At 63.5% G+C, this 10777-nt stretch carries 8 protein-coding genes; 6 read left to right on the forward strand and 2 right to left on the reverse strand.

From position 1 onward, the window contains the following. Positions 1-9: 9 nt before the first annotated feature. Positions 10-297, reverse strand: coding sequence for a hypothetical protein (locus AB4Z38_RS22200; RefSeq protein ID WP_078108165.1), 288 nt, complete (start codon positions 295-297; stop codon positions 10-12). 1300 nt (positions 298-1597) lie between these two features. Continuing rightward, the gene (locus AB4Z38_RS22205; protein WP_441431705.1) at positions 1598-2209 is read right to left on the reverse strand and encodes a TetR/AcrR family transcriptional regulator; all 612 of its coding nucleotides are present in this window, start codon (positions 2207-2209) and stop codon (positions 1598-1600) included. A 204-nt stretch (positions 2210-2413) separates the two neighbouring features. Between AB4Z38_RS22205 and AB4Z38_RS22210 the strand changes: the two genes are divergently transcribed. From AB4Z38_RS22210 to AB4Z38_RS22235, 6 genes are all read left to right on the forward strand, one after another. Further along, on the forward strand, positions 2414-4582 hold the full coding sequence (locus AB4Z38_RS22210; protein ID WP_441431706.1) for a hypothetical protein: 2169 nt from the start codon (positions 2414-2416) through the stop codon (positions 4580-4582). A gap of 65 nt (positions 4583-4647) precedes the next feature. Then, positions 4648-6729 (forward strand): beta-galactosidase, encoded by a 2082-nt coding sequence (locus AB4Z38_RS22215; RefSeq protein WP_441431707.1) that lies wholly within the window; start codon positions 4648-4650, stop codon positions 6727-6729. A gap of 203 nt (positions 6730-6932) precedes the next feature. Beyond that, the gene (locus AB4Z38_RS22220) at positions 6933-8255 is read left to right on the forward strand and encodes an ABC transporter substrate-binding protein (protein WP_441431708.1); all 1323 of its coding nucleotides are present in this window, start codon (positions 6933-6935) and stop codon (positions 8253-8255) included. 2 nt (positions 8256-8257) lie between these two features. After that, entirely contained in the window at positions 8258-9190 is a 933-nt protein-coding gene (locus tag AB4Z38_RS22225; protein ID WP_441431709.1) for a carbohydrate ABC transporter permease, read from the forward strand. Positions 9191-9221: 31 nt separating this feature from the next. Next, positions 9222-10127, forward strand: a complete 906-nt coding sequence (locus AB4Z38_RS22230) for a carbohydrate ABC transporter permease (RefSeq protein WP_441431710.1) — start codon at positions 9222-9224, stop codon at positions 10125-10127. Between the two features lie 253 nt (positions 10128-10380). After that, a partial coding sequence (locus AB4Z38_RS22235) for a TetR family transcriptional regulator (protein ID WP_441431711.1) occupies positions 10381-10777 on the forward strand: 397 nt, incomplete at its 3' end.

Below are 10777 nucleotides of genomic sequence, written 5' to 3' on the forward strand. Positions count from 1 at the left end.
AGATCGGACCTAGAATCCGAGCGGGAATGCCGATTGGGACCAGAGAATGTAGCCGTTGATCCCGCCCAGGATCGCAGCCACAGGGCCAGTCCAGAGCAAGATCATGCCGCCCCCGGACGCCAACCGCGACGACTGACTCAACTTGCCGGCCAGAAGCATCGCCGCTCCGACAATCGCGACGATAGCGATGACAATGAAGGCACCGACGAGGATGCCGCCCCCGATCTCCTTCAACGAGGCAAGAAAGGGGAAGTTAGGATTCGGGGTGATCCCGGGATCCACTGCTGCCAGCAACATCGAGTGCTCCGTCCGTCGTTTTCCAGAGGAATGAGCTGTGTGGGCTCACGACTTCATGGAGGGGACGGAGAGCAGCGACATGACGTCACCTAGCTTTAGCGCTCTTAAAGGTGAAGGAGGCATCTGTGGGCTCACCAGCAGCGGCAGCTCGCCGATTTCCCCGGAGCCGTTTGCGTTTGTCATCAGATCGGTGGTAGCCGTTGCGATCGAGGTCTCATGATTGCTGCATTGGCTTAAGAATTGCCCCCGACAGTGACTACGACTTCCCCCGAGCAGTATTGCCGGGGGAATTTTTCGTTTCGTGCCGACCTCGAACGTCCCGACCCTCGCCGACGAAGTCCACGGTGACTAGGTGCAGCTGCACCGGAACCCGGCGAATTACATGAATCTGTTTGCTGAACCGGATGATCATGCGATACCACGAGCCGCATAACGTAGCATGCCCCAGACAGGCTTGCACGGTTTCTACAGCCACGGCTTTCCGAATCTCTTCCACCTCGGCCCGCTTAAGGACGCCAACCCGGTGAACTTCGCACACATCCGGTTCCGCGTCTTGGGGCCGTGGTCCCCTTGCGCGCGATCGGGCTGACGATCCAGCAGGTCAAAGTGCTGACGGTCCTGGCAACGACTGAAGACGGGTAACAGGACGGGGCTGTCCCGGTCGTTCGGCGAGTGCATGGCGTCCATGTCAGGCCTCCTGGACGGACTTGTCACCCAAGGCGCGGCGGCCCGTTCCGAAGACGCCGAAGACGGATAGGTCCGAAGAGTGAACGCCACACCCAAGTGCCGCCCAATGCTGCGTCGCCTCATAGCCGCCCACCCGGAATTCGGTGCGGACATTCGCCCAACTCGAGTTGCATGATCTAAAGGCCCTTGAAAAGGGCCTGCGCGCCATCAGGTCAGAAATGGAGCGATTGAACAGTCGAACCGCACGCCATGACCTAAATTTTTGATTGCCATAGCGGGCGCTATCGCTGGCGTCAGAAGCATAGCTCCGGCAGAGCTCGGCACGCGTGCGCCGAGGGTCAAGTCGAGGTCATCCGACATCACCGGGGCCAGCACCGCCGAAGTGAACACATTGGGCGTTTCACACGCCAAATGGTCCGGCATGGGTAGTCGGAGTGTCACGCGCAGGTCCTTGCCGCGGACGGATACGACCACATTCCCCCAATCCTGCGGCCCGATCGAATTCCCTTCGGGTGGGCCCGACGTCCGCAAGTTGATCGATGAGGGGAACTGGGTCGGCACCTCGCCTTCAACGCCAAGGTCCGGCGATCGGCAGGCGCAACGCGTGGCGGCCTCATTCGAAGCCGGGGGCGGTCTGCTCAATGAGTGCGTCCGGACCAAGGACCGCCCGGATGTGGCATTCCAGGTGGAGTCGGATGTCGAATTCGGGTCCGTGCTGCCACTGGAACTGCAATCCCTCCCAAGCAGCCAGGAGGATTCTCGCGGCGACCTCCGCGTCAATGTCCCTCGGCACGGCGCCGTCGGCTTGGAGCCGGCGGATGTCAGTCGAGATGACCTTCAGCGATCGGGCCAGGCGCTCTTGGAAATACGCGTTCGCCGGATGCTCGCGGTCGACGGCGGCCCCTGCCATTTCGGCGTAGAGCAACGGGATGTGCTGGCGACGCACACCCAGTTCCGCGCGACGGCCCATGTCGCCTATCGCGCCGGCTTCGGCACCAGCGCCGCGGATGTTCTCGTCATCGAACTGTTTTAGCGCCGATATGAGCAGGCTCTCCTTGGTGGGGAAGTGGTAGAACACCGTCGGCTCGCTCGTCCCTGCCAGCTCGGCGACCTCGGCGACGGTGACGCTGCGGTGCCCCTTCGCCTGAACGAGTTTGAGGGTCGCCTCGCTCAGGGCTTGCCGACGCTTGTTCGACTTTGCATAGGTGCCACGTTTCTCTGCCATCGCAGCTCCGTTCAAAATTGGGGGTTGAGTCGTTTCAATAGTTAAGGCTACGCTATCCCTAACAAAATTATAGTCGACTCAGAATTCGCGCCTGGTTCTGGCGCAGGAGGCAAGGATGCCCACCCAAAGCACGCCCCTCGACCGGCCGGTGGCCGGTCCTCTCTCAATCCCCCGAAACACGTTCCCCGCGGCGGGAGCACTCAAGTGACGGTGGATCGGCGCCGACTGATCCGTCGGCACAACCCTGTGCTGACCGCACCGCATCCTGTCGACACCCTCACGGTGGGCAACGGCGACATCGCGATGACGGTGGACCTCTCGGGTCTGCAAACCTTCCCGTCGTTCCACGAGCTAAGGCCGGATCCGCTACGCGTGGTCGCCGATGGCAGCACAGGCCTTCCCGAGCAGCGGCAGCGACCCTTCGACCGCGATGACTTCCAGATCCCGTTGCGCACACAGTCCAGTTGGGGCTGGTACCGCACCCGCGCCGAGCGAGAATACGGCCTCGACGAAGCGGCGACCGAGTACCAGACCATGCGCGGGCCGGTGCCGTACCTCGACCGCATGGGACTCCAGCGCGCGGCCGATCCGATCCCGGACGAGCTCGCGCCAGGTGCTTGGTTTGCCTACAACCCGAGGCGGATGCATCTCGGGCGCCTCGCACTCGACGCGACGAAAGACGGCCCGTTGATCGAGCATCCAAACCAGCTGCTCGACGCGCGCTCCGAGCTCGACCTGTGGTCGGGCACCGTACACTCCGAGTACCAGCTCGACGGCGCCCCCGTCGTCGTGACGACGGTCGCCCATCCCACGGCCCACCGTTTCGCGGTACGCGTAAGCTCTCCGCTGCTCGGCCGCGGGCTCGCCGTGTCGTGGGTCTTCGACCCGCAGCGAGACGACCTCGCCCCGTTTGAACTACCACTCGCCGAGGACGTGAGCTGGGAGAAGTCCACCTCTGGATGTTGGCGCGGCCGCCGCAGTGTCGAGTCAACGACCTACATGGTCCAGATCGACACAACCGGGCGGCTGAGCTCCCACGATGGCGCCACAAGGGTCACGGCGGTCACAGATGAGGCCGAACTCGAGGTGGTCGTCACCCTCCATGAGGAGGACCCATCCCCCGCGACGTCCTCCAGGATACCCGCAACGTTCTCTTCCGTGCATGACGCTTCCGCAGCGTGGTGGGAGGACTACTGGGGCAGCGGCGCCGTAGTCAGTTTCGAGGGCAGCAGCGACGACCGTGCCAAGGAGCTTGAGCGGCGCACCGTTCTCTCGCAATACCTCACCGCGGTAAACAGCGCCGGCTCGACCCCCCCGGCAGAGACCGGCTTGACCTACAACACCTGGAACGGCAAGTTCCACCTCGAAATGCACTGGTGGCACGCCGCACACTTCCCGCTTTGGGGACGCGGGGCCCTGCTCGAACGCAGCCTCGGCTGGTACCACGATGCCCTACCGGCGGCGCGGGACACCGCCCGGCGTCAAGGATACAAAGGCGCACGCTGGCCGAAGCAGACCGACAACTCCGCGCAAGAGTCACCGAGCCATATCGGCGTATTCCTTATTTGGCAGCAGCCGCACCTGATTTACCTCCTCGAACTGCTGTACAGCGAGGGCCGTCCAGCGACGTTCCTCGAAGGGCATTACCCGCTGATCGAGGCCACCGCAGACTTCATGGCCGACTTCGCGCAGGAGCGAGACGGCAGCTTCGTGCTTCCGCCACCGCTCATCCCGGCACAGGAGAGCTACCTCGTCGACCGTGCCACCAACACTGACCCGACCTTTGAGCTCGCCTACTGGTCGTGGGCCCTCCGGGTCGCAAATGAGTGGCGCCAGCGGCTCGGATTGCCGATCCGCGAGGACTGGGAGCGGGTCGGGCGCCGGATGCACCGCCCGGCATTACTTCCGGACGGCACCTACGCAGCGCTCGCGACGCCACCCTATCTGTTGCGCAAGGACCACCCCTCGATGCTCATGGCGTTGGGCTGGTTGCCTGACACCGAAATCATCGACGCCGGCATCATGGGAGCAACCCTCGATGCCGTATGGAGCAATTGGGACCTGCAGAGCAGCTGGGGCTGGGACTACCCGGTCATGGCCATGACCGCCGCGCGTCTGGGTGATGTCGAAAGGGCGTTGGAAGCGGTGCTTCTGCCGTCGTCGAAGAACCAGTTCCTCGCCAACGGCCACAACCCGCAGATGCCCGGCTTTTTAACGCTCTACCTCCCCGCGAACGGGGGTCTGCTCGCCGCGATCGCCCACCTCGTCGCGGCTGTCGAAGGCGGAGCTGAACTTCCGGCGGGGTGGAGCCTAACGGCCGAAGGCTTCGGCACACAGCGCCGCATGGTCGACACCCCCGTCTCCTCTGCCTGATCGGTAGAACCCGGCGGCGCCGCCGCCGCCCCTCCATTACCCACCCTCCTTCCCGAAAGGCATTCATGCGTTCCGCGTTCTCCTCCACGCCGTGGTACGGCGGCGACTACAACCCCGAGCAGTGGCCGGAAGAGATGTGGGGTGAAGACGTGCGGCTCATGAAGAGCGCCGGAGTCAACCTCGCTACCGTCGGTGTCTTTTCGTGGGCGATGCTTGAACCGCGTGAGGGCCAGTACGACTTCGGCTGGCTCGACCGCGTGCTCGAAGAGCTGCACCTCGGCGGCGTGCGGGTGGACCTCGCAACGGCGACGGCCTCGCCGCCTCCGTGGCTCTCGCACTCCTACCCCGAATCGCTGCCGGTGACCGCGGAAGGAGTCCGGCTATCGCCGGGATCACGGCAGGCGTATTGCCCGAGTTCGCCGGCTTACCGGGCGGCTGCAGGTCGTCTGGTGCGTGCACTTGCGGCGCGCTACGGCGACCACCCCGCCCTCGCACTATGGCACATCAACAACGAATACGGCTGCCACGTCTCGCGCTGCTATTGTGACGAGTCAGCGTCCGCTTTCCGTAGATGGCTCGAGTGGCGGTACGGCGACATCGACGGGCTGAATCAAGCCTGGAGCACGGCGTTCTGGTCGCAGCGCTACGCAAGCTTCGATGAGGTGATGCCGCCGCGAGTGACCCCGGCCTACGGCAACCCCACCCAGTTGCTCGACTTCGACCGCTTCAGCTCCGACGAGCTGCTCGCATGCTTTCTGGCCGAGAAAGCCATCCTGCGCGAGGTGACCCCAGATGTGCCCGTGACCACGAATTTCATGGGACTGTTCCGCGGTATCGACTACTGGACATGGGCGCCGCACGTCGACGTCATATCGGATGACCTCTACCCCGACCCGGCCGATCCGGACGCGGCGCTCAAGGCCTCGATGGCACGCGACCTTATGCGCTCGCTCGGGCGCGGCCGCCCATGGCTACTGATGGAACAGGCCACCAGCGCCGTCAACACGCGTCCGCAAAACGCGCCGAAGGCGGCTGGCCAGATGCGCGCACTCTCCTATCAGGCGCTTGCACGCGGTGCGGATGGGATCCTGTTCTTCCAGTGGCGGCAGTCGGCGGCCGGCGCCGAGAAGTTCCATTCCGGGATGCTGCCGCATTCCGGCACCGATACCCGCGTCTGGCGCGAGGTCAAGCAGCTCGGCCGGGAACTGCGCGGGCTTGGACAAGTGATGGGCGAGCCGGTACCGGCCCATGCCGCGACTGTTCTCGACTGGCACAGCTGGTGGGCCATCGAACAGCGCGGACTGCCGGTGCACTCCACGTACCTGGCACTCATCGCGCCGTGGCATGCTGCCCTGACCCGGGCCGGTGCGGTGGTCGATTTTGTCCACGGTGACGAGGACCTCACCGGATATTCTCTCGTCGTCGCGCCTAACATGTTCGTGGCAACCGAGGCCCAGCTTGCCGCGCTCGATGCCGCTGCCTATGCCGGGTCAACGGTGCTCGTGACCGCACAGTCGGCGATCGTCGACGAGTCGTTGCGGGTGCGGCTCAACGGCTATTTAGGCGGACTACAGGAGACCCTCGGCCTCTGGATCGAGGAGTTCGCACCGCTCGCCGGAGCGTGGGCGCGTCCCGGGTTCGTGCCTGTCAGACCGGAGGCAACGATCGCGCCGACCATCGAGCTGCTCGGCGAACTGCTGCCCGGTGGCCGTGCCACCGGCGTTGAGTGGGCTGAGGTTGTGCGGGTCCGCGACGCCGAGGTGAAGGCGACCTTTGTAGGCGGAGCTCTCGACGGGCTGCCCGCTCTGACACGACGAGGCACCGGGAAAGGCGCCGCCTGGTATCTCGCTACACGGTTGGAACCGGACGCAGTCGCAGCGCTTGTCCAGACAATGCTCGCCGAAGCCGGCATTGCCATCACGCCCGTGCACGACGGGACGACGGCGGGTTGGGTCGAGACAGTGCGCCGCGGCGGGCTGACCTTCGTCATCAACCACGGTGACGAACCGGTCACCCTCGCAATCGACGGGACCGATCTGCACAGTGGAGAACCGGCATCCGGGCGGGTTCTCGCGCCACAGGAGGTCGCAGCAGTCGTCCCACCCGGTTCGCCCGGTTCGAGCCCGATGAAGCAGGTAGTTGTATGAGCACAGAGCCGACCCTGCTTGGCTTCAACATCACGGAATCGGGGGTGAGGACGTGATCCGTTCCAAATTTTCCGGTGCCAGAGTGCGACATTCAGGCGGTCCGGCCCCACCGGAGCTGATGAAGCCCAACGCCTTGAGTCAAACGCCGTTATAGCGGCATCCGATCCATCACATTCCACTACGTCCTTTCAAAGGTGAGAATCATGCGTAGAAATAGCATCACGAATCCCACACCCCGCTCCATTGGCCGCCGCTCCGTAGCCTTGGCGCTCGGAGCCCTCACGGTCGCCACGTCTCTTATGCTTCAGGGATGCTCGACCGGCAATGGCTCCAGTTCCAGCGGTCAGATCGAGCTGACTTTCCTGAACCAGTCGCGCGGGCAGGAAGCGGCACTCAATCAGCTCGCGCAGCAGTACACGAAGGAGACGGGCATCAAGATCACCGTCGACTCGCCCGGTCCAACCGACTACCTGCCTAAGCTTCAGGCCAAGGCACAGTCGAACTCGATGCCTGACATCTACTCGTCCTTCAACGCAACCGACATGGCCCCGTTCTACAAGGCTGGATGGGCGATGAACCTTGCACCCGAGCTCCAGGGCGATTGGGGCAAGAACTTCACCCCTGCGGTCATCAAGATGTCGACCTTCGCGAACGGCAACAACCTCGGGGTTCCAGCCGGCATCTACACCGCGCACTGGGAGACCCAGACCTACGGCTTGCTCGTAGACCCCAAAGCGACGGGAATCGATCCGAACGCGCTGCCGAAGACGAGCGAAGAGCTCGTCACCAAGCTCGCCTCCGCGAGCAAAGACGGCCACGGCACATTCTCGGTGGCCGCATCCCTGACGCCGCAGCTGATCCAGGGATTCGCGTCCAACTGGTTGACGGACCAAGAGATCTCCGCGACCTTCGATGGAAAGACAAGCTGGAAGTCAGATGGGTGGCGCAAGGCGTTCCAGCTCCTCGTCGATCTGAAGAAGGCCGGTGTGATTGCGAACGGTGCCCTCCCTGGCGGTCAGAATGACAATCCCACGGTCGAGACGTCGTTCTTCAGCAAGCACGACGTCGGGGCTGTGTTCGACGCCTCACCCGGCGTCTCGGTGGGTCTGCGCACCGCCCCTGATTACAACAGCTATTTCTCCCTCGGGCTGCCGCCTGCTGCTGACGGCAAGCTAGCCCCGCGGTCTCCGGGTATTCCCGGTAAGGGCGCCGTCGTCAACCCGAAGGGCAAGCATCCGAAAGAGGCGCTCGATTTCGTCAAGTGGCTGACCGCGCCCCAGCAGCAGAAGGTCTTCGCAGAGGTGGGCCGTATTATGCCGACCAACCCGGCTCTCCTGGCCAACGGCGGGCTGCCCCCGCAGCTCGCCGGATTCGGAGCGGGCGTCAAGGACATGCAGGTTCTGCCGAACACTCCCACCTCGAATGTCAACACAACGATCGTCCGCGATGCCCAGAGCCTGGTGCTCGGAGAGCTCACGGTGGATCAGGTCCTCGATGACATCCAGACCGCGCAGAACAAAGGCTGACGATGTCCCAGCTGATTCAGCCTGCTTTGCGGCGTTCCATCCGGGCGCCGCAAAGCAGGCGGGTTCTCCGCCGGAATCTCGTGGGGCTGCTGTTCCTGGCTCCGGCGATTGTCGTGATCGGCGTCTTCACGATCACGCCATTCGCGCAGGCCATCCTTCTGAGCTTCCAGTCCTGGGATGGTGTCAGCCCGGACACTCCTTTCGTGGGGCTGCAGAACTACGAGTTCGTCTTCAAGGACGAAGCGTTCTGGGCGTCGATGACAAACGTGGCGGTCTTTGGCGTCGTCGGCTTTTTCGTCGGCAACGGGGTCGCGATAGCAATGGCACTGGCGGTCAACAGCGCGAGGCGGTTGCGGTCGGTCTTCCGCACAGTGTTCTACCTGCCGGGGGTGCTCTCGGTCGTCGTCGTCGGCCTGATCTTCTCATCGTTGTTCGAACCGCGGACCGGTGTCTTGAACCGCTTGCTCGAGATGGCCGGCCTTGGCGGGCTTCAGCAGAACTGGCTCGGCGATCCCGCCGTGGCACTGCCGTCCGTTGTCGCTGTGTTCATCTGGTTCCATTGGGGATTCGGTTTCCTCCTCTTTCTTGCGGGGTTGCAGGACATCCCGGCGGAGCTGTACGAGGCGGCCGAGTTGGACGGCGCACGCGGGTGGGCAAAATTCCGCTACATAACCTGGCCTCAACTCGCGCCGGTTACCACCATCGTCAGCCTGCTCACTCTCCTGGCCGCCCTGCAGGTCTTCGGTACCGTCCAGGTGCTCACGAACGGCGGCCCCGGCTATCACACGATGGTGCCTACCCTACAGATCTACGCCGAGGCCTTCACCAACCACCGTTACGGGAGCGCGGCCGCAATGTCGGTGTTGTTCGGAGGAGCCCTCGTCGTGCTGTCCCTCATCCAGCTCGGTATCTCGGCGCGGCGGTCTCGAGCATGAAGACGATCACGGAAGTTGAACGGAGATGGTGATGTCTTCCAAGCAGATCCAACGGAATGAGACGGGTTCGCGACGCCCCGTTGCCCCTGACCCTCAGCCCCAGACACGTCGCAGGCATCCTATTCGGGCAGACCGGGTCGGCTTGTACGGTCTGCTCGTCGTCGCGGCGCTCATCGCGCTCTTCCCTCTCCTCTGGATGGTGTCGGGCTCGCTTCAGTCCCTCGACGAGCTGTTGTCAGGAAAGAGCCTCCTTCCCGGCGCCCCTCAATGGGGCAACTACGTCACGGCGTGGGTCCAGGGCGACCTGGGGACGTACCTGCTAAACAGCGTGACGTACACGCTGACCGCGGTCTTCGGAATCCTCGTGATCTCGAGCATGGCAGGGTACGCGCTTGCAAGGCTCGAGTTCTGGGGCAAGAACATCTTCACGTTCTTGATCCTCGCCGTGATGATCATCCCGGCGCCCGCCATGTTCCTTGCGCAGTACCGTCTTCTGGTCGCTCTGGGACTGTCCAACAGCAGGGTCGGCTACGTGCTTATCCTCATCACATCGGGGATCCCCATGGCGACTCTCATCATGCGCAGCTTCTTCGCCAGCCAACCCAAGGATCTCGAGGAGGCTGCAGCCCTCGACGGAGCGTCATCCTTGAGGATCTTCGCAAGCGTCATCCTTCCCCTGGCGAAGCCCGGTCTGGCTGCGGTCGCGGTGATCCAAGGACTAGCCGCGTGGAACGAGTACCTCATGGCTCTTGTTATCTTCGACGACAACTCGCTCATGCCGATCCAGCGGGGGCTGACGAGCTTCAATTCGGCGGAGACACCGCAACAGCAGATCCTTCTCGCGGCGACCGCGATTTCGATCGTGCCCGTCATCGTGTTCTACCTCCTGGCGCAACGACACATCGTGAAGGGGATCGGAGCCGGCGCCATCAAATGAAGGGCCGGCACCTTTCTTGAAACGGACACAGACAATACCGACGTCTGCCTAATCAACCTGTGGGTCCCGACAGCACCTCGGGACCCACAAGGTCTGCCGGCCATTCGAGGTTTACCGGCGCCCCGACGCAGTAAACGATCAAAATGGAGGAAGACCATCTTTTTAATCGTGAATCCGGCGTTGGTCCGATTGGATTCACCTAGTTTGGTCACATATATTGTGGTCTATTCAAAATTCGCGTAACGTGGATCACATGGAGCAGACGAAGACGCGAGGGCGTTACGCCAAGACGGCCGAACGGCGTGCGGCCGTCGCCCGGGCCGCCCTGGACATCATCCAAGAGAAGGGGCACAAGGCCCTGACCACCGCAGAGGTCGCAGCGACGGCGGGCATGAGCGAGACCGCACTCATGTACCACTTCCCTTCCCGCGACCACGTCCTCGTCGCGGCCATGGAGCTCGCCGACGAGGAAATCGGCTCACGCATGACAGCCGAGTCCATGGCTAGCGAGCTGGTCTCCGGCGACTGGGACCCTGCCGGGGCGGCGCGTCTGGTCCTCACGGAGGAGACCACCGTCCGCCTCCTCCTCGCCCTCGAAGCCGAGGCCCCGAACCCCGAGCACCCGGCACACCAGTACATGAAGAAGCACA

The sequence above is a fragment of the Arthrobacter sp. 2RAF6 genome (genome assembly GCF_052115205.1).
In the GTDB taxonomy this organism is placed as follows: Bacteria; Actinomycetota; Actinomycetes; order Actinomycetales; family Micrococcaceae; genus Arthrobacter.

What these genes read in the sequence shown, in the direction of transcription:
- AB4Z38_RS22200 (WP_078108165.1), bottom strand. Translation starts at nt 297, where the DNA reads ATGTTGCTGGCAGCAGTGGATCCCGGGATCACCCCGAATCCTAACTTC.
- AB4Z38_RS22205 (WP_441431705.1), bottom strand. Translation starts at nt 2,209, where the DNA reads ATGGCAGAGAAACGTGGCACCTATGCAAAGTCGAACAAGCGTCGGCAA.
- AB4Z38_RS22230 (WP_441431710.1), top strand. Translation starts at nt 9,222, where the DNA reads ATGTCTTCCAAGCAGATCCAACGGAATGAGACGGGTTCGCGACGCCCC.
- AB4Z38_RS22215 (WP_441431707.1), top strand. Translation starts at nt 4,648, where the DNA reads ATGCGTTCCGCGTTCTCCTCCACGCCGTGGTACGGCGGCGACTACAAC.
- AB4Z38_RS22220 (WP_441431708.1), top strand. Translation starts at nt 6,933, where the DNA reads ATGCGTAGAAATAGCATCACGAATCCCACACCCCGCTCCATTGGCCGC.
- AB4Z38_RS22225 (WP_441431709.1), top strand. Translation starts at nt 8,258, where the DNA reads ATGTCCCAGCTGATTCAGCCTGCTTTGCGGCGTTCCATCCGGGCGCCG.